This is a genomic window from Erwinia pyri, from assembly GCF_030758455.1.
In the GTDB taxonomy this organism is placed as follows: domain Bacteria; phylum Pseudomonadota; class Gammaproteobacteria; order Enterobacterales; family Enterobacteriaceae; genus Erwinia; species Erwinia pyri.
In genome coordinates this window covers 278,275-304,088 of the sequence record NZ_CP132353.1, presented here as the reverse complement: position 1 = coordinate 304,088, position 25,814 = coordinate 278,275, and the positions used below count along the sequence as shown (strand labels likewise).

Here is a 25,814-nt window from a genome sequence, read left to right as displayed (position 1 = left end):
AATTGCCGCCATAAATCCGTCACATAGCGCTCTTATACTGCCGCCTTAATGAAATCCCAAAGAGGATAAACTGATGGCTCTCCTGATTTCCCCCAGGGAGAGCGCGAACCGTCCGCTCCGGCTGGCGGGGCCGTGCCTGTTTCCTCACAAGGCCGCCTTATGACGCGCGCTCCCACCACCATAGAGCTGAAAGGCGTTCGCTACGCTTTTGGCACTCACACCGTACTGCAGCAGCTCGACCTGAGAGTCGAAAGCGGCACTACCGTGGCGCTGCTTGGCCCTTCCGGCTGTGGAAAAAGTACCCTGCTTAAATTGCTGGCGGGCCTGTTGCAGCCGCAGCAAGGTGAGATCCACTTCGGTAACCGCCTGATCGCCAGTGCGAAAAGCGCCCTGCCGCCGGAGCAGCGCGATATCGGCATGGTATTTCAGGACTATGCGCTGTGGCCCCACATGACCGTGGCGCAGAATGTGGGTTTTCCCCTGCTGATGCGCCGCGTGAACACTGCCGAGCGGCTGACTAAAACGATGATCGCCCTTGAACGGGTTGGGCTCGCCAACTTTGCGCTACGCCGTCCGGCAGACCTTTCTGGCGGCCAGCAGCAGCGTGTTGCCCTGGCCCGCGCGATTATCGCCGAGCCGGGCATTCTGCTGTTTGATGAGCCGCTCTCAAACCTCGACCGCGACTTGCGTGAATCCTTGTGCCGTGAAATGAGCAGCCTGCTGCGCCAGCTCGGCACCACCGCCGTTTACGTCACGCACGACCGCAGCGAGGCAGAGATGCTTGCCAGCCGCATCGTTCACTTATCACAAGGTTCCGTCACCTCTGTCCAGACCGTGACGCCACTCTCCGGGGAAACAGCATGAAATCCATTTTGACTAAAAAAACAGGAGCCATCGTTGCGATGATTTTCACTTCCGCCATGATGATAAAAGACGCCAACGCGCTGACGGTCTACACCGCCGGACCCGGCACGCTGGCAAAAAAACTCGCTGCGGGTTATGAAAAACAGAGCGGGACTAAGGTCAATATTTTCCAGGCTACCACCGGCAAAGTGATGGCGAGGCTGGAGGCTGAACAGGCCAATCCGCTGGCCGACGTGCTGATTTCCGCCTCCTGGGATACCGCTGAAGAGCTGCAGCAGCGCGGCTGGCTGCTGCCTTATCAGAGCGCCAACGCGGCCAAAGTTCCCGATTTCCTTAAAACGGATTTCTACGTAGCGCAGGGTATCTCTGCGCTGGGTATCGTCTGGAACACCAAAAGCGGCACGCCGGAGCCGAAAGAGTGGCGCGATCTCACCACGCCCGATTTTAAGGATAAAGTTACCACGCCCGATCCTGCGCTTTCCGGCGCTTCTCTGGATCTGCTGATTGGTCTGCAAAACGGCATGGGCGAACAAGCCTGGCAGCTGTTTGAGAAGCTGAAGGCTAACGGCATGGCGATCGGCGGCCCCAATGCGCAGGCGCTGACCCCGGTGTTACAGGGAGCAAAGGCTGCCGTATTCGGTGCGGTGGATTACGTTTCTTACGGCAGCATTCAGGATGGCGAAGCGATCAAGGTCATCTTCCCTGCCAGCGGCACGGTGGTGGCACCGCGCCCGATGATGATCCTGAAAACCACTCAGCATGCGGCAGAGGCTAAAGCCTTTGTCGACTACGTGCTGTCGCCGGAGGGCCAGGAGCTGGTCGCCAGCGCATGGTTGATGCCCGCGCGTTCAGATATTGGCGCCAAACGTCCCCTGCTCAGCGATCTGAAACTGCTGCCCTCTGCAGGCGATGGCAGCAGCGATCGGGCTGAAGTTCTGCAACGCTTTGGTAAACTCTTTGCCCGGCCTTAATCTGCCGTGGGGTTTATCCTCCGACCGGGAAATTCGCCTGTGAAACTGCGCCTGATGCCGCTGATTACCCTGGCTCTGTTATCGGTTCTGGTGGCGCTGCCGCTGCTGTTTATTTTGCTGCAGGCGCTTTTTCCCGCGCTGAGCGAAGGCTCGCTGACGGGAGCGTTCTCCACCCTTCCAGCCCTGATAACAGATCCGGCGCTGCCTGCTCTGCTGGCAGGCACGCTGAAAACAGGGGCAGGCGTGGCCTTATGCAGCGCGCTGCTCGGCATTCCTTTAGGGGCGCTTCGCGGGTTATTCCATCTTCCGCTGGCGCGCTTCTGGGATCTGATGCTGCTGATCCCGTTCCTCACCCCACCCTATATTGCCGCCCTGAGCTGGATGCTGGCGCTGCAGCAGAATGGTTATGTGCAGCAGCTGAGCGGGAGCAACCTGAATAACCTGCTGTTCAGCCAGACGGGCATCATGCTGATCATGACGCTGAACATTTTTCCCGTTGTCTACTTTGCCGTCTCCCGCAGCATGCTGGCCAGCGGTCAGCGGCTGGCAACGGTTGCCCGGGTGCATGGCGCTTCAGCGTGGCGCGCGTTCTGGCATATTTCGTTACCGATGGCGCTGCCCGCGCTGGCGGCAGGTGTTTTGCTGGCCTTTACGCTGGCGATTGAAGAGTTTGGGGTGCCCGCCGCGCTTGGACCTCGCGCAGGCGTGGTGATGCTGACCGTGGGCATTGAGCAGCGGCTGGCGGACTGGCCGATCGATCTTCCCGGTGCCTCGCTGCTTTCCGTGCTGTTGGTGTTGATTGCGCTCTCTGCGTTTGCCCTGCAAAAGCAGCTCACCGGCAGTAAAGAAGTCACCGCTATTACCGGCAAGCCCGCCCAGAGCAGCCCGGTTTTACTCGGCGCGTGGACGCTTCCGGTGATGGTGTTATTTACTGTGGTGTCACTGCTGGTAGTGGCGATGCCGCTCTGCTCGCTGATCGTTACCGCCGTAATGTCCACCCTCTCTGGCGGGCTGCATGCAGACAACCTGACGCTGCGCCACTTCTCCGCGCTTTTTGCACAGCAGAGCGAAGCGTTATCCGCCCTCTCCACCAGCATGGCTCTGGCGCTCGGGGCCGCCGCCATTACCGGCGTGCTGGGGTTCTTTGTCGCCTGGCTGGTCGTGGAGGGGAAAATGCGCGGCGCGAAGGTGATTGATGCCCTCTCGCTCCTGCCCGCCGCCTTGCCAGGTGTGGTGGTGGGCGTGGGGCTGATCCTGCTGTGGAACCGCGCTTTCTGGCCGGTTTCTCCCTATAACAGCTGGGTGATTTTACTGCTCTCCTACTGCTGTCTTCTGCTGCCCTGGCCGGTACGCTATGTCAGCAGCGCCCTGAAGCAGATTGGCGGCAATCTGGAGCCTGCGGCTCGCGTCCACGGGGCAAGTTCCCTGCAGGCGTTACGGCACATTATTTTGCCGCTGGTGTTTCCCAGCCTGCTGGCGGCGATGTTAATGGTCTTTGCCATCGCCTCCCGCGAGCTGGTGACCTCACTGCTGCTGGCGCCCGCAGGCACGCAGACGGTGGCCGTATTTATCTGGCGCCAGTTTGAACAAGGCTCGATTGGTCAGGGCATGGCTATGGCCAGCATTGCCATGACCCTCAGCCTGGTACTGATGCTGGCAGCGATTGGATTGATGCGGCGCCAGGAAAAAGCTTCCGACCTTTCTTAAAATCAGCGATTTACTGCTTAAAAGCGCTAAACTTACGCATCTGAAGCTGAACTGGAATGGGAATGAGCGAACTACAGCAGGAAAAGATCGGGCAGAACATGCTGTTAAAGATGGCGATGCTGGTGGTGATCCTCGCGGGCATCAAAGCCGCCTCGGACATTATGGTGCCCTTTTTGCTGGCCATGTTTCTGGCTATTGTACTGAATCCGTTAGTCACTATTCTGATGCGCCGGGGCGTCAGACGCGGGCTGGCGATAGGTCTGGTGATGAGCGGCGTGCTCATCTGTTTTGCTCTGCTGGTGGCGATGGTGGCCGGGGCAGCAAACGAATTCAGCGATATTTATCCACAGATCCGCAGCCAGCTCGAGCATAAGCTCGGCATCGTTCAGCATTTTGCCGCCACGTTTAATATCAATCTCTCCACCGACCGGATGGCGGAACGGCTCGATCCTAACGCCATGATGAACATGGCGACCACCGTGCTGAGCCAGTTCTCGGGAGCGATGACCAATATCGTGCTGCTGTTGATGACCGTGGTCTTTATGCTGTTTGAAGTCCACCACTTGCCTTATAAACTCCGCTTTGCACTGGTGAACCCTAAAATTCGCATCGCCGGACTGCACAAGGCGCTGAAAGGTGTCACCCATTACCTGGCGCTTAAAACGTTGATCAGCCTGATAACTGGTGCTTCGGTCTGGCTGGCGTTGCTGCTGCTGGATGTCAAGTTTGCCCTGCTCTGGGGCGTGGTGGCCTTTATCCTTAACTACATTCCCAATATCGGCCCGGTTATTGCCGGGATCCCTCCTTTGATTCAGGCGCTGCTGCTGAACAGTGTTTATGAGGCAGCGCTGGTCGGAACCCTGTTTATTGCCATCCATACGGTGTTCGGCAATATGCTTGAACCCAGAGTGATGGGCAAAGGGCTGGGCCTTTCCAGCCTGGTGGTGTTCCTGTCGCTGATTTTCTGGGGCTGGCTGCTGGGGCCGGTGGGGATGCTGCTGTCGGTGCCGTTGACCAGCGTCTGTAAGATCCTGATGGAAACCACGCCTGGGGGCAGTAAGCTGGCGATCCTGCTGGGGAACGGCAGGCCTAAAGTAAAGCGCTTGCGCGTGCAGAAAACCACCATCGATCAGAGCCCTGAAAACAAGATAAAGATAGGCAGAAGGTAAGCCGCCCGTTGCCACAACCGGGTGACCAGCTACTGTCACCAGCCCTTCACCGGCAGAGAGAACAGGACCCCCTTCACGCTTTGGCTTGCTGAGTATCGCCTTCAACAATGGCCCGGGCGATACTGAGCGGCCCGATTGCCCTCCTGCTTACGTTAAGGAGTCTTCAGATGGAACATACATGGCGCTGGTACGGCCCGAACGATCCGGTCTCTCTGGATGATGCCCGTCAGGCGGGCGCCACGGGCATTGTTACCGCCCTGCACCATATTCCCAACGGCGAGATCTGGCCGGTTGAGGAGATCAAAGCGCGCCAGGCGCTGCTCGCAGAAAAAGGGCTGGTCTGGTCGGTGGTCGAGAGCATTCCTGTTCATGAGTCGATTAAAACGCAGCGTGGTGATTATCAGCGCTTTATCGCGAATTATCAGCAGTCGATTCGCAATCTGGGTCTCTGCGGTATTGATACCGTCTGCTATAACTTTATGCCGGTACTCGACTGGACCCGTACCGATCTCGCCTGGACCTTGCCGGATGGCGCAAAAGCGCTGCGTTTTGACCATATCGCCTTTGCCGCTTTCGAACTGCACATTTTGCAGCGGCCGGGCGCCACGCAGGATTATGACGAGCAGGAACATCAAGAGGCGGCTGACTATTTTGCCGCAATGACGCCAGAGGCGATTGCAACGCTGACACGTAACATCATTGCGGGTCTGCCAGGGGCTGAAGAGGGCTACACTCTGCAGCAGTTCCAGGCGCAGCTTTCCCAGTATGACGGCATTGATAAAGCGGGTTTACGCCGGCATATGGCCGATTTTCTTGCGGCTGTCGTCCCGGTGGCGGAAGCGGCCGGAATTATGCTGGCGGTGCACCCTGACGATCCACCGCGTCCAATACTCGGCCTGCCGCGCATCGTTTCTACCCAGGAAGATATGCAGTGGCTGAAAGAGAGTGTAGAGAGCGTGCACAACGGCTTTACCTTCTGCACCGGCTCCTATGGCGTGCGTCCGGACAATGAGCTGGTGAAAATGGCAGAGGCGTTCTCGGACCGCATTCATTTCGCTCATCTGCGCGCAACAAAGCGGGAAGCTAATCCGAAAAGCTTCCACGAAGCCGCGCATCTGGCAGGAGATGTGGATATGGTCGGCGTGGTGAAGGTGATCCTGGCGGAAGAGCAGCGCCGTCGCCAGCAGGGCAATCTGCGCCCTATTCCGATGCGTCCCGATCATGGCCATCAGATGCTGGACGATCTGCAGAAAAAAACCAACCCGGGCTATTCCGCCATTGGTCGCCTGAAGGGGCTGGCGGAGGTCAGAGGAGTAGAAGTTGCCCTAAAACAGATCTACTTTCAGGAGTAAATTCACGCCTGCGGCGGCAGGCAAACACCTGCCGCCGCCTCTCGTACCGTTAATCAACGATAAACAGCTGCGCACCGGAATCACTCCAGGAGCGGTGCGCTTCCGCACTATCCGCCACCTGATAACTCATGCCCGGCGTCAGGGTAAACACCCTTCCGTCCTCCAGCTCGGTATGTAGCTCACCAGAAAGGCACAGCAGAATATGCCCTTTTGAACACCAGTGATCTGCCAGGTAACCCGCGCTATATTCCACCATTCTGACCCGAACTTCGCCGAACTGCTGAGTACGCCAGAGCGCTCTGCCTGTTTCGCCAGGATGCTCAGTAGCGGCCAGCGCAGCCCATGCGGTGGTACCAAACGGAATGTCGCTCATTTTCATGCTGCAGTCGTCTCCGGTTCAGGTGGATTATCCTCTTGCAGCATACCAATGCGCTGAAAATTTTGCCCGCTTAACGCCTCAGGGTTCAGAAATGGGCGTAACGGGTGTAGATCAGCAGCGGCGTGTTGATATTCTGAATCTGCCCGCCGGTGCGCAAGCGATCGAGGGCCTCCACGCCCAGCTCTATTTCACGCTGGATATCATGGCCCAGCACGATATCCATCTCCCCCGTTTCCAGCAGGGTTCGCGTGTAGTCGCTCAATTCGTGGCCAATAAACAGCACCTCGTTCGCCAGCCCTTTCTCCGTCAGAGCTTTAGCCACGCCGCGGTTTCCGCCAGCCATGTTGTAGATGCCAGCCATGGGCGGATTCTCTTCAAGGAACTTTTTGACGCTTTGGTATGAGCTTGCTGACTCATCATTGGTGTTCACCCTCTCCACGATGGTCAGATGGGGAAATTCAGCCCGTAAAGCCCGCCGGAAGCCCACTTCCCGCTCCTCCTGCGTCCGGTAGGTGGAGCTGAAGATCAGCAAAATATTTCCGGGCCGTTTTGGCAACATGCGGCCCATCAGCCAGCCAGCGGTGGCTCCGGTGCTGATCTGTTCCAGTCCGACATAGGCGGTGCGCCGTGAATTGGGCAGATCGCTGGTCAGACAGATCGTCGGCACGCCGTTCCCGACAGCTTCACGCACCGCCCGATTGATCTTTACATCATCGCGGCACACCAGCAGCAGTGCGTCAGATTCCGCCGCACGCCGGACGATCAGCTCGCTGAAGCGCCCGGTATTGACCTGAACGTTAGGCACGCTGTCAAAACTGAAGGCAATTTCAGGATGTGCGGCGATGTAACGTCGGGCCTCTTTCTCCACCAGGCTGATAAAGCTGGTGCCGGACTCGCAGATAAAAGCGATGCGCCGGCGCGATGCTGGCGTGCCGCTCTCATCCCACTGCCCGCCCAGCCGCTGGATCGCCAGCATCACCTTTTTACGCGTGACTTCACGTACGCCGGGGCGGGCGTTCACGACTCTGTCAACGGTAGCCATGCTCAAGCCCGCCTCTTCCGCGATGGTGGCGATAGTGGGTCCTTTCCAGCCGTTTTTCTCCGACATACCTGCTCCCAAAAAGGGGGTAATGAGGTGTTTTTCATCATAGCCAAAAGCGGTGATTAAGCCAGCGATGCTAAGCTGCTGATTCCAGCCAGTTAAGCGCTGATTGATGGCTTTCACCTCAATTAAATCTGTGATTTACCGCATTTTTTGATGATGCCGTTTGCCCTTTGCTTTGACTTTATTCCGGCCAAAAACGATCACTCTCTGCAGACATTTCGTCTCTTAACCAAGGAATCTGATCATGTATAACGTCGCCCTGTTTGGTGCCGGTCGTATCGGCCAAATTCACGCCGCCAACATTGCTGCCCATCCTGACTGCCGTTTGCAATATGTGGTGGATCTCTACCAGCCTGCCGCGCAGGCGCTGGCCGAAAAATTTGGCGCCCAGGTAGCGACGGCCGAGCAGGCCCTGAATGACAGCAGCATCCAGCTTGTTGCCATCTGTAGCGCAACCAATACCCACGCGGATCTGATTGAGGCGGCAGCGCGGGCCGGTAAAGCCATTTTCTGCGAGAAGCCGGTCGACCTCAGTCTGGAACGCGTGGAGCGCTGCCTGGCCACGGTGAAGGAAACAGGGGTGACGCTAATGGTGGGTTTCAACCGCCGTTTTGATCCCAGCATGGCGCAGCTGCAGCAAAGTCTGGCTGCCGGAGAAATTGGTCAGACTGAGATTGTGACTATCAGCTCCCGTGACCCTGGCGCACCGCCCGCAGAGTACCTGAAAACCTCCGGCGGTCTGTTCCGTGATATGACCATTCATGACTTTGATATGGCGCGCTGGCTGCTGCAGGAAGAGCCCGTTACCGTCTATGCCAGCGCCTCTTCACTGGTTGATCCCGCGATCAAAGCGTTAGGCGATATCGATACGGCCATTGTCACCCTGACCTGCGCCAGCGGCAAAATGGCAGTGATCACCAACAGCCGCCGTGCGACTTATGGTTACGACCAGCGTATTGAAGTGCATGGCAGTGAAGGGATGCTGGCGGTAACTAATCTGCCTGAAAGCAGCCTGGTGAAATCCTCACTGAGCGGCGTGGTGGCGCAGAAGCCGATGTATTTCTTCCTGCAGCGCTACGCGGAAGCCTACCGGCTTGAGTTCGCCAGCCTGATAACGCATCTGAAAAGCGGCACCGCAGTAACGCCAGGCGGCGAGGATGGATTGCAGGCGCTACGTCTGGCCGACGCGGCGCTGGCGTCGCTGACCAGCGGAGAGGTTGTCCGGTTAAAAGCTTAACAGTCTGCTGCCGAGGCGTTATCTTGCCATCTGTCGTCACAGAAGATAATGCCTCAGGGAGAAAGATAAGGTGGCCCCCAGCCAGAGAAGAAGAAGCAGTCATTCCAGCAATAGTGTGCAGAAACTTGACCAAAGACCAGGCGCTGAGTTTATGATGCAGGCAGACTGTGCGGCCGCCTGTATCCTGAGCCGTCAGAAGCGCAGGCTGGAGAGAGGGTTTTGCCATTTTTGTTGCATGACAGGGGGATAGTGTGGACTCAATTTTTAAAAGAACCCCTGACCGCAAGGGGTTGCTGTTAACCATTGCCGGGCTGACGCCATTACTCCTCTGCCTGATTTTTACCTATATAGATGCCCGTCAGATTGTTACGCGGCAGCAAGCCGTCACGGCTTCAATGCTGCTGAACCAGGCAGAAGCGATCAGCGATCAGGCCTGGAATATGGTCGGCTATCTGCGCAAACTCTCAGGCAAAAGTTGCAGCGATATTAATGAACAGCTTCAGCAGTACGCCTCGCAGTTTCCCTACTTCCGATCTATTGGCCTGATGCAGGATGGGATGGTGACCTGCTCCTCTATCTTTGGCGGGATGAAGGGCGATCTCTCAAGCATGCTTCTGCGCCCTGCGCCAGAGCCGCGTAAAGCCTGGTGGATGCTCTCTCTCTCCGGCACGTTTTCCGTCAGGGATCGTCCGGCCGTTATGTATATGCGCGATCTGCCCAATCAGTTCAGTAGCTATGCGGTGGTGGATGGGCAGTATCTGCTGGATTTTATGCATGCGGTGGGGAAAAGCCATGGCTATAACATCTCGCTGCAGTTTGGTGGCGGCTACGCCATCGACAGCGCCTTTACCCCGGCGAACAGCCCTTCTCTGCTGCGCTCGCATACGCTGACTGTCAGCTCAAAGCGATATCCTGTGGATGCAACCGTTATCTCGCCGCCAGCCGATCTCGCCCTTACCTGGCGGCAGGGGTTAATGACCTATTTCCCCATGGCGACCATTTTTTCTCTGCTTCTGATGATGAGCACCAATAACTGGCTGAAGCGCAAAGTCTCGATACACGATCAGCTGCGCCAGGCGCTGTTACGACGGGAGTTTTCGGTTCATTATCAGCCGGTCTGTAACATAGAAACCGGAACGTTTAGCGGCGTTGAAGCGCTGATGCGCTGGCAGTTGCCAAATGGTAACTGGGCGCGGCCTGACCTGTTTATCGGCGCAGCAGAAGAGGAAGAGATGATTGTGCCGCTTACGCAGCATCTACTGCAGACGATTGCCGAAGAGGCGCGTAGCTGGCAGGTGCCTCCCGGTTTCCATATCGCCATCAATATTGCCGGCGAGCATATTCAGCATCCCGATTTCGTGGCGGATATCAGAAATTTTGCCGCTCAAATGGCTTCCCATCAGCCCAATATTACCCTTGAGCTGACGGAGCGCAGCCTGATATCAGACGGGGATGAGGTGATTCAGAAGCTGGAGACGTTGCGCCGGGAAGGGATTCGGATAGCCATTGATGACTTCGGAACCGGCCACTGTTCGCTCTCCTATTTGCAGACCTTCCCGCTCGACTATCTGAAAATCGATCGTGGCTTTGTGAATGCGATCGAATCGGCAGAGGGGGAAGCGCCGGTGCTGGATGCCATTATCATGCTCAGTCAGAAGCTGAAGCTCAGCATAGTGGCAGAGGGGGTGGAAACAGTGAAACAGCTGGCGTATTTGCAGGCGCGCGGCGTCATATTTATTCAGGGTTATCTTTATGCGCGGCCGATGAGCAGTGAGGCATTAATGGCGTGGATCCAACAGGAAGGTCAGCATCCGCTCACTTTTCAACCCCAGAAGCCCACGATTGTTTAATTTTTCTGCCTGATGAAAAATTATTTTACGCTGAATAACCTCTCTCTCCAGCGTCATATCGACGCTGACAGCGCCTTTTTGCCACGCATTTTGCGGGCAAATACCCGGACAGTTAACAGGGAAAAGGCGTGATATTCTCGCCAGGCAGCCAAATTAACTTCAATCCTGTCAACGCTATTAAGAAAATGATTTTTAAAGACGGGGGATTTTTTATTATACATGGCTGGCTTCGCTATAAAGCGCCAGAGAGTATGACTTATAGTTTCTTCAGGCGCAGCAGCGGACTTTATCGAAAATATTCATTAATTTAACTTAATTCAGAATATAAAATTTGTTCGTTATTTGCCTGTAAATACGATGGGTATTTCCCCCGTCACAATATAATAGTTTTCAGTGTCTCCTCACCCTTCAGGATAACCCGCTGTGATTCAGGCCATTCAGGCAAAACGCTGCGGCATAAAATGATTGAACGATCTCTTCAGTCACCCTGATTTCAGGGAGAAATTATGTTCGTGCCGGAAGAAACGATATACTGAAAGCAGACAGATATTTGTTGAGCGGGGCAAATACCCGCTACAAATCGCTGCCTGTAGGGTATATAGCCCTACACTATTTGTACCATTTTGCCATGAGCCGTGGGTATCGCTCTGGCAAACCGGACAAAATTTAATCGGGAAACAGACAATCACAGGGTGTTTTATATGAAGCTACGTAGGAAGCGTGTTAAGCCGATAGGCTTAAAAGACGTAACGATCATTGATGATGCCAGGTTACGCAAAGCCATTACCGCAGCGTCGCTGGGCAACGCCATGGAGTGGTTTGACTTTGGGGTTTATGGCTTTGTGGCCTATGCATTGGGTCAGGTGTTCTTCCCGGGTGCCGATCCCGGCCTACAGATGATTGCCGCACTGGCAACCTTCTCTGTTCCTTTCCTGATTCGTCCGCTGGGTGGCCTGTTCTTTGGTGCACTGGGTGACAAGTACGGCCGTCAGAAAATACTCTCTATCACCATTGTGATTATGTCCGTCAGTACTTTCTGTATCGGCCTGATACCCTCCTACGCCTCCATTGGCGTCTGGGCACCTGTGCTGCTGCTGCTCTGTAAAATGGCTCAGGGCTTCTCGGTGGGCGGCGAATATACCGGTGCTTCCATCTTTGTGGCGGAATATTCTCCCGACCGCAAACGCGGCTTTATGGGAAGCTGGCTCGATTTCGGCTCCATCGTGGGATTTGTGACCGGCGCAGGCCTGGTCGTACTGATTTCCGCCGTGATCGGCGAAGCCAAATTCCTGGAGTGGGGCTGGCGCGTGCCGTTCTTTGTTGCGCTGCCGCTTGGTCTGATTGGGATCTATCTGCGTAACGCGCTGGAAGAGACACCTGCGTTCCAGCAGCATGTGGATAAACTTGAAAAAGGCGATCGCGAAGGTCTGGCTGATGGACCAAAAGTCTCTTTCAAAGAGATCGCTACCAAACACTGGAAAAGTTTGCTGGCCTGTATTGGTCTGGTGCTCTCAACCAACGTCACTTACTACATGCTGTTGACGTATATGCCAAGCTACCTGTCGCACAATCTTCACTATTCTGAAGATCACGGCGTCCTGATCATTATCGCTATCATGATTGGTATGCTGTTTATCCAGCCGGTTATGGGCTTGATGAGTGATAAGTTTGGCCGCCGTCCGTTTGTGATTATCGGCAGCGTGGCGCTGCTGTTCCTGGCTATTCCCTGCTTTATGCTGATCAACAGTAACGTGATGGGGCTGATTTTTGCCGGGCTGCTGATTCTGGCCGTGGTGCTGAACTGCTTTACCGGCGTTATGGCCTCCTCGCTTCCCGCGATGTTCCCTACGCATATCCGTTACAGCGCGCTGGCAAGCGCCTTCAATATTTCGATTTTAGTTGCAGGTTTAACGCCAACGCTGGCGGCCTGGCTGGTGGAATATACCGCTAACCTCTACATGCCTGCTTATTACCTGATGGTGGTTGCGGTTGTGGGTCTGGTGACCGGTATTATGATGAAGGAAACCGCAAATATGCCTCTGCGCGGCGCAACGCCTGCCGCTTCAGATATTGATGAAGCTAAAGAGATCCTGCAGGAGCATCACGATAATATCGAGAGCAAAATTGATGATATCAGTGAGCAGATAGCGGAGCTGGAAGAGAAACGTAAGCATCTGATCCATCAACATCCAAATATTAATGAATAGCTGATGTGATTAATGCAAAAGGCCCGCCTGATAGCGGGCCTTTTTTTATTCTGGCAGCCGCAGTATTGGAAGGCTACATCCGTTCAGGCTGATAAAGATGATCGCCTCTGCTCCTCTTTGCAGGGCTTCAAACCAGCACTTTCACCCGGAACAGGGGCCTCTGCAAGTTCGACGCACTCTGGCACCTTGTCTATCCTTTCCTTTTGGACTTTTTTTCTGACACAAGGAGAGAACATGCAATTTCTGTCGCGCTTCCATTTTTTCAACCTGCTGATGACCCCCTCGTTCTGGATAGGAACCGCCACCGTGGTTCTGGTAACGCTGGTCATGTACTGGGTGATTAATCGGCTGCTCTCTTTCATTCAGAAAGCAATCAACAGTTGGGGAGAGAAACACGCCGCGGCCAATAAAGGGCGCATCATCCTCACAGATATGCTGAAAAGAACCAGTAAATCCCTGATTTTCATCTCTGCTTTTTTATTCAGCCTGCGCTTTATCAACCTGCCGGATAACCTTTATAACACCATCAGCCACGCCTGGTTCCTGGTGCTGGCGGTGCAAATTGCACTCTGGATGGATCAGGGGGTAGTCTCCTGGCTTCGTCAGTTGATGACTCAGCCCGGCATGATTAAAAATCCGGTGACGCTGGTGATCACCGGTCTGCTCCTGCGAGCCGTGGTCTGGTCAGTAATGCTGCTCTCAATACTGGCTAACGCCGGGGTAGATATTACTGCGCTGGTAGCCAGCCTGGGGGTGGGCGGTATCGCTATTGCGCTGGCTGTTCAGACCATCCTTAGCGACGTGTTTGCCTCGCTCTCCATTGGCTTTGATAAGCCGTTTGAGATTGGTGACTTCGTGGTCTTTAATGATGTTGCCGGTACTATCGAGCATATCGGGCTGAAAACCACCCGCATCCGCAGTCTGAGCGGCGAACAGATTGTCTGTGGTAACGCCATTCTGCTTCAGCAGACGCTGCACAATTACAAGCGTATGCAGACCCGACGCATCGTCTTCACCTTTGGCGTGGCGCTGAATACGCCGCCGGAAAAACTGCGCAAGATTGGTGAAATTGTCGGTCAGATTATTACTGAAGCAGGGGAAACAAAGTTCGACCGGGCGCATCTGCTGGGCTTTGGCACCGACCGACTGAACTATGAAGTGGTGCATATCGTTAACACGGCGGACTACAACAAATACATGGATATTCAGCAGGAGATCAATATTCAGATTATTGAGCGCCTGCAGGAGATAGGTGTTGAGATGGCGCTGCCTAATCTGGTGGTGAAAAACCCTTACCTGGCGGAAGCGCAGGAAGCCGAGCCTGAAGAGGAGGGCCTGCCAGCCACCCAGTAACGGGCTCACGGCTCCTGCAGGTATCCCTGCCCGCAGGACGCCTCCATTAACCGCTGCGCACCGAGCCGCGCCACACGACATTTGCCTCATAAATCAGGCTGTGGTTTAGCTGTCCGGTGCGTGGCCGCAGTTCATCAGAGTGGTTATCCTGCTCAATCAGCCAGCGCACAGCTTCACGTGCAAACTGTTCGATGGGCTGGGTAAAGGTAGTCAAATCGTAAGATGACCAGCCGCTTTGCGGGATATTGTCATACCCTACCACGCAAAGATCTTCCGGAATGCGCAGGCCAAAACGATGCCGCGCTTCATCCATCAGCCCACAGGCCACCAGGTCGGTAACGCAGTAGATGGCATCGGGACGCTGCTGTCGCGTCAGCAGGCGATGCGCAAGGATCTGGCCGCTCTCATACGAGGTACTGCCAAAGCGTTCCACCGTGACCGCAATCTCAGCTCGGGCGGCGGCGGCCAGAAAGTCGGCCTCTCGTTTCATCAGGCTGGGCGTCCCTGCCAGCGAATTGGCGAATGCAAGGTGGCGACATCCCGCACGCTGAAAAGCCATTAATGCAGTTTCGGCAGCCTGGGTAGAGTCGAGATTGATGCTTAGCGATCCCGGCAGCGTCTCGTCGCGGTTGATCAGTACCAGGTGTTGCCCATGCTGGTAGCAGAGGCGGGTGATGGTACGGTCAGGCATGCCGGAGAGAATAATCGACGCATCGGCACGAAAATTAATCGCCTGCTGCAGGGCTGCTGAAACGCGGCTGTCCGAGCGATCGGTATTAATGATCATCGCCACTTTTCCCGCCTCCTGAAGTAACTGAGTCAGCCAGCTGACCAGGGTGGCGCGATAGGGGGTGGCCACCTCTGAAACAATCAAACAGACTATGCCGCTGCGGTTTCTTACCAGGCTGCGGGCGAGATGATTGACGTGATAACCCAGCTCTTCTGCCGCTTTCAGGACGCGGGCGCGCATCGGTTCCGATACGCTGGCGCCCGGCGTAAAGACGCGGGATACCGCAGAACGTGATACGCCCGCCCGTAGAGCAACATCCTGTGCGCTGACCACTGTTTTCTCCTGCATCAGGCTTATTCCCACCAGTTTTTCATGAACGGCTCCAGTTTGCCCTGAACTGCACAGCTGTGCAAAATAAAATCGACTGCGAATGTTGCATTTTTGTGACGGCAACCGCCAATTGCAGCAGAGCTGGATTGACAGGCTATTTTTTGTTCTCTACTAATCTGCACAGCTGTGCAAAAAAAGATGCCGGTGAAGCATCACCTCAACCCCAAGGAGAACACCATGCGTTATACCTTGTTGACCCCTGCCCTTGCTCTCTGCTGCTCGCTCTCCCCGTTTGCGGCCAGCGCTGCGGGTAATCTCAATATGATCTGCTCGGCTGACGTGGTGGTCTGTGAGCAGATGACCCGCGTTTTCAGCCAGACGCATCCTGATATAAAAGTCAGCATGGTGCGACTCTCCGCAGGAGAAGCCTATGCGCGTCTTCGCAGCGAAGCGCGTAACCCCCGTACCGATATCTGGTGGGCGGGAACGGGCGATCCTCACATGCAGGCGGCCGAAGAGGGATTAACGCAGGTTTACAAATCACCGTTGCTTACTCAACAGCATGAGTGGGCGCAAAAGCAGGCGGAAATCTCCGGTTACCGCACGGTTGGTATTTACGCAGGTGCGCTGGGTTGGGGATATAACGCCAAACTGCTGGCAGAGAAAAAGCTCAAAGCTCCGGCATGCTGGGCGGATCTGCTCGATCCGGGATTCAAGGGGGAAATCCAGATCGCCAATCCAAACTCCTCCGGTACGGCCTACAACACTCTGGCTACGCTGGTGCAGATCATGGGTGAAGATCAGGCCTTTGCTTATCTGAAAAAGCTGAACGCCAATATTTCCCAATACACCAAATCGGGCTCTGCGCCGGTCAAAGCGGCAGCGCGTGGCGAGACCACCGTCGGCATCGTGTTTATGCACGATGCGGTCGCGATGGAAGTTGAGGGGTTTCCCATAAAAACCGTCGCACCCTGTGAAGGTACCGGCTATGAGATTGGCTCAATGTCGATCGTAAAAGGCGCACGCAATCTGCCCAGCGCCAAAGTCTGGTATGACTGGGCGCTCTCAGCGGAAGCGCAGTCGCACATGAAAGAAGCCAAATCTTTCCAGCTTCCCTCTAACACCAAAGCGGAAATCTCGGACTACGCGCCGCGCTTCGAGAAGATCAAGCTTATCGATTATGACTTCAAAACCTACGGAGATTCTGCCAAACGCAAAGCGCTGCTTGGCCGTTGGGATAAAGAGATCGGCTCCAGCGCACAGTAATTCTGCCCTTTTAACGTAACTGCGGTGGCCTGCGCCTGATGTCCGCCTGCCTGAACCAGGTCGAGGTGATAGATGAATGCAAATAACCGGCGATTAGTTATCGCGCTGGCTTTGGGGGCGGTAGCGCTGACGCTACTGCCGTGGTACAGCCTTGAAAACGGCTTCTTCGATTTTAGCTGGCTTGTCACGCTGTGGCGTGATGAAGCCTCCGCGCCTGCTTTATGGCAGATATCACTCTATTCACATGCGTGGCTGGGCGTCATTGTTGGCCTGCTGGCGCTGGCGGCGCTCTGCGGGCTTATGCAACGGAGCGGCTGGCGCAGCGGGTTGCTGCTGACTATTAGCGGCACCGGCGTGCTGTTTATGGTGCTGGAAGGTCACGCCATCGGTTATAGCGGCTGGAACTGGCAGTGGCTGGAAGGTCTGTTCGGGCCGCTGACCCAGGGCCAGCCGGCAATGGGTGCAGGTGCGCTGCTGATGCTGACCGTTTTTCTGCTGCTGTTCGCTTTTGCGCTGGCAGAGCGCGGCGCGTTGCGCGGTGATGCCTTTGTGGTTGCCGCCATCGTTTTACTGGTCGCCCTGGTCAGCACCTTTGTGCTTTACCCGGTGATAAGTCTGTTTATTGTCTCTGTACAGGATGTTGACGGCAGCTTCAGGCCGGATGGCCTGATCAACAATATGCGCGACCCCTCAATCTGGAGCCTTGCCTGCTTTGCGGGCGGTAACTGCGGCACAGCCTGGCGTACGCTGGCGCTGGCGCTGATGACGGCATCAGGCTCCACGCTGCTTGGACTGGCATTTGCCCTGGCCGCTACGCGTACTGCTTTGCCCTACAAGAAAGCGCTACGCCTGCTGACCATTCTTCCGATTATCACCCCGCCCTTTGTAATTGGCCTGGCTTTGATTCTGCTGTTCGGGCGCTCGGGCGTGGTTACCGCACAGCTGGCAGCGCTGTTTGGCATCGAACCGGGCCGCTGGCTCTATGGCATGACCGGCATCTGGATTGCTCAGGTCCTCTCCTTCACGCCGGTGGCATTTATGGTGCTGATCGGTGTAGTGGAAGGGGTAAGCCCGTCGCTGGAGGAGGCTTCACAAACTCTGCGAGCCAACCGCTGGCGCACTTTTTCCCGCGTTTCGCTGCCGCTCATGGCGCCGGGCCTGGCCAACGCTTTTTTAATCAGTTTTATCGAAAGCATGGCTGATTTCGGCAACCCTATGGTGCTGGGCGGCAGCCACGGCGTCCTCTCTACGGAGATCTTCTTCTCCGTCGTTGGCGCGCAAAACGATCCCAGCCGCGCGGCGGTGCTGGCGATGATCCTGCTGGGCTTTACGTTATGCGCCTTTATTATCCAGCGACTCTGGCTCTCGGGTAAAAATTTCGCCACTGTTACCGGCAAAGGGGATGGCGGCCGTCACACCACGCTGCCAAAACCCCTGCGGGCGGGCATTTACGGGATGGTAATCCCCTGGGGCCTGTTTACGCTGGTGGTCTACGGCATGATCATGGTAGGAGGATTTGTGCAGTCATGGGGACTGGATAACAGCCTGACGCTGGACCACTATATTCGCGCCTTCCGCGTTTCCCTGCAGGATGGGCATCTGCTCTGGAGCGGCGTAGCGTGGAACTCCTTCTGGACCACGCTGGAAATTGCGCTGATTGCCGCTCCGCTCACGGCTGTGGTCGGCTTACTCACCGCATGGCTTATCGTCAGGCAAAAGTTTGCCGGCCGTCAGACCTTTGAGTTCATGCTGATGCTGAGTTTTGCTATTCCCGGCACGGTGATTGGCGTCAGCTACGTGATGGCTTATAACCTGCCGCCGCTGGAGATAACCGGTACGGCGCTGATCCTCGTCGCCTGCTTTGTTTTCCGCAACATGCCGGTGGGCGTCCGTGGCGGCATCGCCGCTATGAGCCAGCTGGATAAAAGCCTGGATGAAGCCTCGCTGACGCTGGGTGCCAACAGCTTCCGCACGCTGACCAGAGTTATTCTGCCCTTGCTGAAACCCGCCATCAGCGCCGCGCTGGTCTACGCCTTTGTTCGCGCCATTACCTCTATCAGCGCCGTGATCTTTCTGGTCAGCGCCCAGTACAACATGGCCACCTCTTACATTGTCGGGCTGGTGGAAAACGGCGAGTACGGCGTAGCGATTGCTTACTCATCCGTTTTGATTGTGGTGATGCTGGCGATCATCGCCCTCTTCCAGCTGCTGGTCGGCGAGCGGCGCTTACGCCGCACGGCCGCCCTTATCCCGGCCACTGTTGTTCCTCTTTCCCGGAAACCGTTAATACAGGAGAACGCCCTATGAGCATCGTTACCGCAGGAACAGTGGTGTTTGAGCAGGTTTCCAAGCGCTTCGCCGGTTTTGACGCTATACCCGATCTTTCATTAACCGTGGAGGCGGGCACGCTGGTGACCCTTCTCGGCCCTTCGGGCTGCGGTAAAACCACCACCCTGCGCTTGCTGGCCGGGCTGGAGCACCCCACATCAGGGCGTATCCTGATTGGCGGTAAAGAGGTCACGCATCTTCCCGCCAACGAGCGCGACGTAGCGATGGTGTTTCAGTCTTATGCGCTGTTTCCTCATATGTCAGCCCTGGAAAATGTTATGTACGGACTGCTGTCGGGCGGCCTGCGTAAGCGGGAAGCGCAGGATCGCGCCAGAGAGGGACTAAAGCTGGTCGGGCTGGAGCAGCAGGGAAACCGGCTGCCGTCAGAGCTTTCCGGCGGGCAGCAGCAGCGTATCGCCGTGGCGCGTGCGCTGGTGCTGGAGCCGCAGGTACTGTTGCTGGATGAGCCGCTTTCAAATCTGGATGAGCGTCTGCGCCGTCGCGTACGCACCGATATTCGCGACCTGCAGCAGCGGCTGGGCTTTACCGCCGTCTACGTCACCCATGACCAGGAAGAGGCGCTGGCGGTCTCCGATAAAATTATCGTGATGAAGGAGGGCGAAATTGCACAGCAGGGCGCGCCCGATACGCTCTACCACTCGCCAAACTCGGTATTTATTGCCGACTTTATGGGAGAAGCTAATATTCTGCCCTGTGAAGTTGACACCACAGACGGCGAGTACGCCCAGGTAAGCGTGGGCAACCAGCGCTATCGGGTACGCAGCAGTGGCGCGAAACCGGGTAAAGCGCAGCTTTCCATAAGACCCCAATATATTACGCTCAACTCAGGCGGCGCAGGAGCGCTGGCAGGGCAAATCGTGCATGCAACCTGGCTGGGTGACCATATCGAATATGAAGTCAGTACGCCGCTTGGCGCGCTGTTTATTATTGACAGCCAGATGGAGCAGATATTACCGCTGGCTGCCCACGTCAATGTGGATTTCAAACCGCAGGGCCTGGCATTAATCGCCTCTTAACGTTCGCTACTCTGGAGAAAAGTATGACCGGAACAGAAGATCACGCGCTACTGGCGCGCCTTGCACTGGCAGAAGAAACGGCGCGGGCCGCAGGCCAGCTGGCATTAAGCTGGTTTAATCAGCGCGACAGCCTGATTGTGGAAACTAAAAAAGATCCTCAGGATGTGGTTTCACAGGCCGACCGTGAAGTTGAGCAGATGATTGACCAGCGTATTCGTCAGGCCTGGGCAGAAGATGGCTTTCTGGGGGAGGAGTCTGGCCTGCAATCCGGTACGTCAGGCTATACGTGGGTGGTGGATCCCATTGACGGCACCAGCCCGTTTCTTAACGGCATGCCGAGCTGGTGCGTATCGATAGCGGTGCTCTTTGAAGGCGAACCGGTTATTGGGGTGATTTATGCCCCCTGCTACGACGAATGTTACGTTGCGGCGTCAGGCATGGGAGCCACCTTAAATGGCCGCAAGTTGCAGGTTGATCCTGCGCGCACCTTGCAAAATCATGTAGTTGGCTTTGGGGCTAACAGTTACGTTTCACCGCAGGCCGTGGGCGAACTGCTGGCGGCGCTGCTGAGCAAAGGCGGGAACTTTATCCGTATCGGCTCCGGCGCACTGATGCTGGCCTGGGTCGCTGCTGGTCGGGTTGTCGGCTATTTCGAACCCTATATGCACGCGTGGGATTGCCTGGCCGGATACTGCCTGGTGAAAGAGGCGGGCGGCTGGTATTTGCCTTTTGATACCGCAGGCGAGCGGCTGACTAAGGGCGCAAAAGTGCTGGCCGTGGCACCGGGCGCGCAACAGGAGTTAAGAGAGATCATGGGCGTGTAAATTCTGCGCCTGAGGCTGGCTCGCTCAGGCGCTCTGCGTTCACTATGGAAAGCTCAAAAAAATCGGGCGTTTAACGTTCGCTTTTACAAAGCCTGAGCACAAGCCCAGGCGGAAGCCCAGGCCCACTGGAAATTATAGCCTCCCAGCCAGCCGGTCACGTCCACCACTTCACCAATGAAGTAGAGGCCGGGCACATCGCGCGCCTCCATGGTCTTGGAGGAGAGCACGCTGGTATCCACTCCACCCAGCGTCACTTCCGCCGTGCGGTAGCCTTCAGTACCGTTAGGCTGCACCCGCCACTGGTGCAACGAGGCAACCAGTTCGCCCTGCTGACGGCTGTTGAGCTGCTTCAGCGTACATTCCGGTACGCTGCCCAGCAGCTGAAGGCACTCCACCAGACGGCGCGGCAGGACTTTTGCCAGCGTGTTTTTCAGGCTCTGATTGGGGTGGGCTTCACGCTCTTCATCAATAAAACTACCGAGTTCGCGCTCAGGGGAAAGGTTGATCGTCACAAACTCGCCAGGCTGCCAGTAGCTCGATAATTGCAGAACTGCCGGACCTGATAACCCACGATGGGTAAACAGCAGCGCCTCTTTAAACAGGGTGCCATCTTCCGCACTTATCACGGAAGGGACGGCAACGCCGGAGAGGGTTTGCAGCTGCTCCAGCAGAGGCTTGTGCAGCGTGAAAGGCACCAACCCGGCGCGGGTAGGAAAGACCTTCAGACCAAACTGCTCTGCAATTTTATAACCAAAAGGCGAGGCGCCCAGACCCGGCATCGAGAGCCCGCCGGAGGCCACCACCAGTTTCTCCGCCTGCACCGTACTGCCGTTCAGCGCCAGCGTATAGCCCGCCTCATCGCGCGCCACGCTCAGCACTTCGCTGCGCAGCCGCAGGGTAACGCTGCCCGCTTCACACTCTTTCAGCAGCAGGTCCACAATCTGCTGGGCGGAATCATCGCAGAACAGCTGGCCCAGCGTCTTTTCATGCCAGGCAATACCGTGACGGTTAACCAGATCAATAAAGTCCCACTGGGTATACCGCGCCAGTGCCGACTTACAGAAATGGGGGTTTTGCGAAAGATAAGCGGCCGGTTCGGTATAGAGGTTGGTAAAATTACAGCGGCCGCCGCCGGACATCAATATTTTACGCCCCGCTTTTTTGCCGTTATCCAGCAGCAGCACTCGCTTGCCCCGCTGCCCCGCTTGCGCTGCGCAGAACAGGCCAGCCGCGCCAGCGCCAATGATGATAACGTCAAACTTTTCCACAACTCGCTCCGGGCTAAAAAACGCTGATTGTAATGACAAGGGGCGGGTGACGCCAGAGTAACAAAAATGTCATCGCTGAAACATTTTGCAACTGAATGATATTTAAGTGAAAGCAGCGCCGATTTTCATCATGCTGACACATTTCTGTCAAAAAAAGTCTATATTTTCCTTTCCCCAGCCGCGTATTCTCGCTGATAATGCGCCGCGTTCATGTCCCCCAAAATGGCTTAACGCTTATGTTACATCTGTTCGCTGGTCTCGATTTTCATACTGGCTTGTTACTGGTACTCGCGCTGCTCTTTGTGCTGTTCTACGAGGCCATCAACGGCTTCCATGATACGGCCAACGCAGTCGCTACTGTGATCTATACCCGGGCAATGCGATCGCAAGTGGCGGTGGTGATGGCTGGGGTGTTCAACTTCTTTGGCGTCCTGCTGGGCGGACTGAGCGTGGCCTATGCCATTGTTCACCTGCTGCCCACCGATCTGCTGCTTAACGTAGGTTCAGCTCATGGCCTTGCCATGGTCTTCTCTATGCTGCTTGCCGCGATCATCTGGAACCTCGGCACCTGGTACTTTGGTCTGCCGGCCTCCAGCTCTCATACCCTTATCGGGGCCATCATCGGTATTGGCCTGACCAACGCACTGATTACCGGCACCTCGGTAGTAGATGCATTAAACATCCCCAAAATGGTCGGCATCTTTATGTCGCTGGTGATTTCACCGATTGTTGGCCTGGTGCTGGCTGGCGGCCTGGTATTTATCCTGCGCCGTTACTGGAGCGGGAACAAAAAGCGCCGCCGTATTCATATGACGCCTGCAGAGCGTGAAAAGATCGACGGCAAAAAGAAGCCGCCGTTCTGGACGCGGATTGCCCTGATTGTCTCTGCTATTGGCGTGAGCTACTCGCACGGTGCCAACGATGGTCAGAAAGGCATTGGTCTGATCATGCTGGTATTGATTGGCGTGGCGCCTGCCGGCTTCGTGGTCAACATGAACTCTACGGGCTACGACATCACCCGCACCCGCGACGCGGTAAACCATCTGGAGCAGTACTATCAGCAGCACGCTGATTCACTGGCCCATATTGTGCAGATGGCGCCGCCTGTGGTGCCAACGCCGGAAGAGGTGCCAGGCGGTCCGAAAGATTTCCATTGCGATGCAGCCCGTGCTCTGCCAGCGATTCAGCAAGCCCAGGGCCTGCTGAACAACCTGCAAAGCTACGATAAGCTGACGGTGGACCAGCGGGCGCAGCTTCGCCGCCTGCTGATGTGCATCTCTGACACTTCAGAAAAAGCGTCGAAACTGCCGGGCGTCACCAGTGACGATCAGCGTTTCCTCAGCAAGCTGAAAGGTGATCTGCTGGGCACGATTGAATATGCTCCGGTCTGGATTATCGTCGCCGTAGCGCTGGCGCTGTCGCTGGGAACCATGGTGGGCTGGCGTCGTGTGGCGACCACTATCGGTGAGAAGATCGGTAAGAAAGGCATGACCTATGCTCAGGGGATGTCCGCGCAGATGACGGCGGCGGTCTCTATCGGCGTGGCGAGTTATACCGGGATGCCGGTTTCAACCACTCACGTCCTCTCCTCTTCCGTTGCCGGCACCATGCTGGTTGATGGCGGCGGCGTTCAGAGCAAAACCATCAAAAATATCCTGCTTGCCTGGATATTTACGCTGCCTATCTCCATCCTGCTTTCAGGATCGCTTTACTGGATCGCGTTGAAATTTGTAGTGTAGTGCCCTCCGGGCAGAGCAAAAGGGCGGGGATATCCCCGCCCTTTTTTGTTTCCGCCGTTTGCTGACTCAATGCCAGATCAGCAGCCCAACCAGACTAATTACCACCAGTCCGCACAGCGCGCTGGTCAGGATAAACTGCCCCCGCACCCGCTCGCAGCGGCGAATAAACTCATCATCGTGATGGTCGCGATAGCGCTGTGACCAGATATACCGCACCAGCCGGACCTGTTTCCCGGGCTGACCGTGTGAGGTAAAAAAGCCCGCGCCATCCACATATTGATAGAGCAAAGGGTCGCACCCACGAAGCACCACTAACAACGCACGCAAAGAGGAAAAGTAGCGCGCCATATTCACCACACATACCACACAAAGAGCCCAGAAAAGCGCGATGGTGCTGATCATGATCCCCTCCCGACAGCCCTCAAAGAGCTTACGCAGCGGAATACGCCGGACAAGCCCCACGATAAGTAGCTAATCACCTCATTAAACCAGACTGATTTTAGTTGTAACAGAAGAGCGACCGCTATTAGCGCATAGCAAGTCGTTAATACCAGTGTAGGAGATCTGTTTAAATTTTTTCCAGCGATGTTTTACGTAGCCGTCAGAAAGCGAGAAAAATTCAGTATGATCCCGCTCGCAAACGGCGCGGCCTGGCCGCTCTGCCGTTAACAATTAGGGTTATAATAGAGGGGAAAACAATAACGTCGTCGGTGCGTTTCTCTCCATCAGACGCGGCGCAATGCATTAAACATTAGCAACGGATTTCAATGTGTTATGATGCGAAAAGAGAACTTTTTCGGCGGATATCCCTCCGCAACGAATGAAAGGAGTATCGTTATGTCTTACAAACACATTCTGATTGCAGTCGACCTTTCTCCGGAAAGCCAGCTGCTGGTCGCCAAAGCCGTCTCCATGGCGCGCCCGTACGATGCCAAAGTGTCACTGATCCATGTGGATGTGAACTATTCCGACCTCTATACCGGATTGATTGACGTCAACTTAGGCGATATGCAAAAACGTATCTCTGAAGAGACGCACACCGCACTGACCGGCCTCTCAAACAGCGCAGGCTACCCTATCTCTGAAACCCTGAGCGGCAGTGGCGATCTGGGCCAGGTGCTGGTCGATGCGATCAAAAAATATGATGTGGATTTGGTGGTGTGCGGTCACCATCAGGACTTCTGGAGCAAGCTGATGTCGTCGGCTCGCCAGCTGATCAATACCGTACACATTGATATGCTGATCGTGCCGCTGCGCGATGAAGAAGACGAATAAACAGCAAAGGGCGGGATAATCTCCGCCCTTTTTTTATCAGGTTAGCTGCTGAAACGCTACGGGCTTTTACTCGTCCTGCAGCGGTGGATAGATATCAAAGCGGTGGCTTTTGGTCACCACGGCGGACTGCGTCACCACGCCTGCCAGCGGGGGCGCGTAATCAGGACGCTTTACCACCACCCTTTTCTTCGCCAGTCGCCTTGCCGGGGCCAGCAGGCCATCCGCATCGTCATCCGCCCCCACCAGCGTCTGAAATACCCGCATCTCTTTCTTCACCAGCGCACTTTTCTGCTTGTGGGGATACATCGGGTCGAGATAAACCACGTCGGGCTTGTCGGCAATTTCGCTCAGTGCGTCAAGGCTTGAAGCGTGGATCAGCGTCAGCCGTTCCCGCAGCCAGCCGCCGATTTCCGCATTCTGGTAGCCGCGCTGCAGGCCGTCATCCAGCAGAGCTGCCACCACAGGATGACGCTCCAGCATCTGCACGCGGCAGCCTACTGAGGCCAGCACAAAGGCATCGCGCCCCAGCCCCGCCGTGGCATCAATCACCGAAGGCAGATAGCCGCTTTTAATGCCTACCGCTTTTGCCACCGCCTCGCCCCGGCCACCGCCAAAACGGCGCCGGTGGGCCATCGCTCCCTCCGCGAAATCTACAAAAATTCCGCCAAGTTTCGGCTCATCAAGCTTGCGCAGCTCAAGGTGTGTTGCCGTCATGACCAGCGCCATTGGCGCGTCGGCGTCATGCTCCAGCTGCCAGCGGGCGGCTAAAACAGACAGGGCGCCGTCTCCGGCGCCCGATTCATCCACTAAACAGATCTTCACT

The 25,814-nt window shown here is 56.0% G+C and carries 21 protein-coding genes; 15 read left to right on the top strand and 6 right to left on the bottom strand.

What is annotated here, in order from left to right:
• Positions 1 to 159 precede the first annotated feature (159 nt).
• From Q3V30_RS01390 to uxuA, 5 genes are all read left to right on the top strand, one after another.
• Entirely contained in the window at positions 160 to 864 is a 705-nt protein-coding gene (locus Q3V30_RS01390) for an ABC transporter ATP-binding protein (protein WP_306209765.1), read from the top strand.
• On the top strand, positions 861 to 1,835 hold the full coding sequence (locus Q3V30_RS01385; protein WP_306209763.1) for an ABC transporter substrate-binding protein: 975 nt from the start codon (positions 861 to 863) through the stop codon (positions 1,833 to 1,835). The genes Q3V30_RS01390 and Q3V30_RS01385 overlap by 4 nt, the downstream gene beginning before the upstream one ends.
• A gap of 39 nt (positions 1,836 to 1,874) precedes the next feature.
• Entirely contained in the window at positions 1,875 to 3,542 is a 1,668-nt protein-coding gene (locus Q3V30_RS01380) for an ABC transporter permease (protein ID WP_428979230.1), read from the top strand.
• 62 nt (positions 3,543 to 3,604) lie between these two features.
• Positions 3,605 to 4,711 (top strand): AI-2E family transporter, encoded by a 1,107-nt coding sequence (locus Q3V30_RS01375; protein WP_306209761.1) that lies wholly within the window; start codon positions 3,605 to 3,607, stop codon positions 4,709 to 4,711.
• Positions 4,712 to 4,878: 167 nt separating this feature from the next.
• Positions 4,879 to 6,063 (top strand): mannonate dehydratase, encoded by a 1,185-nt coding sequence (gene uxuA / locus Q3V30_RS01370; RefSeq protein WP_306209759.1) that lies wholly within the window; start codon positions 4,879 to 4,881, stop codon positions 6,061 to 6,063.
• A gap of 49 nt (positions 6,064 to 6,112) precedes the next feature.
• Here uxuA and Q3V30_RS01365 read toward each other — a convergent pair whose 3' ends face one another.
• Together Q3V30_RS01365 and Q3V30_RS01360 are read right to left on the bottom strand one after the other, a co-directional pair.
• Positions 6,113 to 6,442 carry a DHCW motif cupin fold protein gene (locus tag Q3V30_RS01365; protein ID WP_306209757.1) on the bottom strand — a complete coding sequence of 110 codons (330 nt, stop codon included), beginning with the start codon at positions 6,440 to 6,442 and terminating at the stop codon, positions 6,113 to 6,115.
• Positions 6,443 to 6,527: 85 nt separating this feature from the next.
• Entirely contained in the window at positions 6,528 to 7,550 is a 1,023-nt protein-coding gene (locus Q3V30_RS01360; protein WP_306209754.1) for a LacI family DNA-binding transcriptional regulator, read from the bottom strand.
• A gap of 241 nt (positions 7,551 to 7,791) precedes the next feature.
• Here Q3V30_RS01360 and iolG point away from each other — a divergent pair, with 241 nt between their 5' ends.
• From iolG to Q3V30_RS01340, 4 genes are all read left to right on the top strand, one after another.
• Positions 7,792 to 8,784 carry an inositol 2-dehydrogenase gene (gene iolG / locus Q3V30_RS01355; protein ID WP_306209752.1) on the top strand — a complete coding sequence of 331 codons (993 nt, stop codon included), beginning with the start codon at positions 7,792 to 7,794 and terminating at the stop codon, positions 8,782 to 8,784.
• 251 nt (positions 8,785 to 9,035) lie between these two features.
• Positions 9,036 to 10,634 carry an EAL domain-containing protein gene (locus Q3V30_RS01350; protein WP_306209750.1) on the top strand — a complete coding sequence of 533 codons (1,599 nt, stop codon included), beginning with the start codon at positions 9,036 to 9,038 and terminating at the stop codon, positions 10,632 to 10,634.
• Between the two features lie 701 nt (positions 10,635 to 11,335).
• The gene (gene proP / locus Q3V30_RS01345) at positions 11,336 to 12,841 is read left to right on the top strand and encodes a glycine betaine/L-proline transporter ProP (RefSeq protein WP_306209748.1); all 1,506 of its coding nucleotides are present in this window, start codon (positions 11,336 to 11,338) and stop codon (positions 12,839 to 12,841) included.
• A 234-nt stretch (positions 12,842 to 13,075) separates the two neighbouring features.
• Positions 13,076 to 14,194 carry a mechanosensitive ion channel family protein gene (locus tag Q3V30_RS01340; protein ID WP_306209746.1) on the top strand — a complete coding sequence of 373 codons (1,119 nt, stop codon included), beginning with the start codon at positions 13,076 to 13,078 and terminating at the stop codon, positions 14,192 to 14,194.
• Positions 14,195 to 14,240: 46 nt separating this feature from the next.
• Here the strand turns inward: Q3V30_RS01340 and Q3V30_RS01335 are convergent, their stop codons facing one another.
• A complete protein-coding gene (locus tag Q3V30_RS01335; protein WP_428979229.1) occupies positions 14,241 to 15,272 on the bottom strand; it encodes a LacI family DNA-binding transcriptional regulator in 1,032 nt (343 codons plus the stop codon).
• A gap of 219 nt (positions 15,273 to 15,491) precedes the next feature.
• Here Q3V30_RS01335 and Q3V30_RS01330 point away from each other — a divergent pair, with 219 nt between their 5' ends.
• The 4 genes from Q3V30_RS01330 (at position 15,492) to Q3V30_RS01315 (ending at position 20,709) form a co-directional block, all read left to right on the top strand.
• Positions 15,492 to 16,520: an ABC transporter substrate-binding protein gene (locus Q3V30_RS01330; protein ID WP_306209745.1), complete on the top strand. Its 1,029-nt coding sequence runs from the start codon at positions 15,492 to 15,494 to the stop codon at positions 16,518 to 16,520.
• Positions 16,521 to 16,592: 72 nt separating this feature from the next.
• Entirely contained in the window at positions 16,593 to 18,827 is a 2,235-nt protein-coding gene (locus Q3V30_RS01325; RefSeq protein WP_306209743.1) for an ABC transporter permease, read from the top strand.
• Entirely contained in the window at positions 18,824 to 19,885 is a 1,062-nt protein-coding gene (locus Q3V30_RS01320) for an ABC transporter ATP-binding protein (protein WP_306209741.1), read from the top strand. The genes Q3V30_RS01325 and Q3V30_RS01320 overlap by 4 nt, the downstream gene beginning before the upstream one ends.
• Positions 19,886 to 19,908: 23 nt before the next feature.
• Positions 19,909 to 20,709, top strand: a complete 801-nt coding sequence (locus tag Q3V30_RS01315) for an inositol monophosphatase family protein (RefSeq protein ID WP_306209739.1) — start codon at positions 19,909 to 19,911, stop codon at positions 20,707 to 20,709.
• Between the two features lie 83 nt (positions 20,710 to 20,792).
• Here the strand turns inward: Q3V30_RS01315 and Q3V30_RS01310 are convergent, their stop codons facing one another.
• On the bottom strand, positions 20,793 to 21,977 hold the full coding sequence (locus Q3V30_RS01310) for a BaiN/RdsA family NAD(P)/FAD-dependent oxidoreductase (protein WP_306209737.1): 1,185 nt from the start codon (positions 21,975 to 21,977) through the stop codon (positions 20,793 to 20,795).
• A 236-nt stretch (positions 21,978 to 22,213) separates the two neighbouring features.
• Here Q3V30_RS01310 and pitA point away from each other — a divergent pair, with 236 nt between their 5' ends.
• Positions 22,214 to 23,716 (top strand): inorganic phosphate transporter PitA, encoded by a 1,503-nt coding sequence (gene pitA / locus Q3V30_RS01305; RefSeq protein ID WP_306209735.1) that lies wholly within the window; start codon positions 22,214 to 22,216, stop codon positions 23,714 to 23,716.
• A gap of 66 nt (positions 23,717 to 23,782) precedes the next feature.
• On the opposite strand, the gene uspB is transcribed toward pitA, so the two are convergent.
• Positions 23,783 to 24,118 carry a universal stress protein UspB gene (gene uspB / locus Q3V30_RS01300; protein WP_306209734.1) on the bottom strand — a complete coding sequence of 112 codons (336 nt, stop codon included), beginning with the start codon at positions 24,116 to 24,118 and terminating at the stop codon, positions 23,783 to 23,785.
• Positions 24,119 to 24,553: 435 nt separating this feature from the next.
• Here uspB and uspA point away from each other — a divergent pair, with 435 nt between their 5' ends.
• Positions 24,554 to 24,991, top strand: coding sequence for a universal stress protein UspA (gene uspA / locus Q3V30_RS01295; protein ID WP_306209732.1), 438 nt, complete (start codon positions 24,554 to 24,556; stop codon positions 24,989 to 24,991).
• Between the two features lie 66 nt (positions 24,992 to 25,057).
• Here uspA and rsmJ read toward each other — a convergent pair whose 3' ends face one another.
• Entirely contained in the window at positions 25,058 to 25,813 is a 756-nt protein-coding gene (gene rsmJ, locus Q3V30_RS01290) for a 16S rRNA (guanine(1516)-N(2))-methyltransferase RsmJ (protein ID WP_306209730.1), read from the bottom strand.
• Position 25,814: the final 1 nt, after the last annotated feature.